The following is a 1359-nucleotide window of genomic DNA, read 5'->3' as shown; positions in this document are numbered from 1 at the left end:
TTTGCCGGCACCAGCCACAGGGCCGCGATGGGTGTTCATGGGGCCGTCATCCGTCAGCACGCCTATAGTTCGGTTAAATCATAGCATTTTAGACTTTCGATTTAACGTGATGCAAAGGCCCACCGCGCCCTCGCAATTCTCTTTATGACACACTTGCTATGGCAGTATGCCCAGTGCGCTTAGCCCCGCGGTCGAGTTGCGTTTAAGGCTGGCCAACTGGCCCGACGATAATGCCGCTGCCATCGTCAGTGATCGCGGCATGTATCTGGGCTATGTCAGCGCAGAGCGTGCGCTGCTGATCTGCAAGCGGATGAAGGAAAGCCAAACGGTCGCCGTTTTTCAGGCAATGCACGGAAGCGGAGCCGACATCCGGATCCGCTTCGTAGGTGGCGTTCCTACCCAACCTGGTCCCCGATGTTCCGAAACGCCCGCCACCCCGCCTGGCTTGGCCTGCGGATCGACCGGTGTACGATTCTCCCGCGCGTACTATCCGGATGAGGATAGGGCCGGTGTCTGGGGCTGAGTTCATTCGGTAGAAAGGAACTTTGTTCGCTCGGTCGAAAGGGATTGGGTTCTACCTCCTTTGCCATGCAAGGCATTGATCGAATTATGGAGCAAACTTTCGAAGCTGGTCGGGTCGCGGGCCAGACTATCGACGGCAAGCTATCTGACTGCCCGCACGAAGAACGGCTTGCCCCGAACCTAAGAAATGTCTGGATTTCCGGCTTTCTGTGCAGCAAGACTGGGCGAGCATACCGCAAGCGACTGCGCCTAAACTAAAGGCCTTGCAGCGCTGGCACCTCGGAACGACCGCCTGCAGTTGCAAGGCCGACATCTCCAACGCGAGGGGTGGCCGCGATCGCGCCAGCCCAGTTCCTAAACCATCAGAAGTTTTGATAAATTTAACACCTACAGCCTCGCTCTGACCATCTGGTCGAGGTGGGGCCGACGATTCTGCGAATTTGATCAACCAAAAACTGTTCTATATTAGCAGGACAGCACCCGTATTCACGCCCGGCCATTCGATAGAAACCTATCGAAAGCGGCACGCCTTTCCTGGGCGGCTGAAAGCGGCTCTTTTTTATGCGCTGGCTATGTCGCGAGCGCATCACCCCGACGAGGAAGGCCCGGGTGGGGCGCCTGGCTGAACACTGTCCGCTGCTGACGGGCCAAGGCGCATCTGGAGAGCAACTGATCGGACAAAGCTTACGCCGCTTCGATGTCGAGTTTGAGAGCAAGGCCGGGCCCATCGAACAGCACCGCCCCTCGTCTGCTAAGACGTTCAGAACTTCAGGACTCAAGGTATGCAGCATGCTGATTCTCCCGTAGGCAATCAGCGGCCAGTGGCAGCGGATCGTT

Annotated in this window: 1 protein-coding gene; it reads left to right on the top strand. The window is 57.5% G+C overall.

Annotated elements, in window-relative coordinates:
* Nucleotides 1-166 precede the first annotated feature (166 nt).
* Nucleotides 167-523, top strand: coding sequence for a hypothetical protein (locus tag IFT87_RS20075; RefSeq protein WP_192191749.1), 357 nt, complete (start codon nt 167-169; stop codon nt 521-523).
* The last annotated feature ends 836 nt before the right edge of the window (nt 524-1359 follow it).

The sequence above is a fragment of the Sphingomonas sp. CFBP 8765 genome (assembly GCF_014841445.1).
GTDB lineage: Bacteria > Pseudomonadota > Alphaproteobacteria > Sphingomonadales > Sphingomonadaceae > Sphingomonas > Sphingomonas aerolata.
The sequence above is the reverse complement of the archived record's forward strand: the minus strand, read 5'-3'. Positions and strand labels throughout refer to the sequence as shown.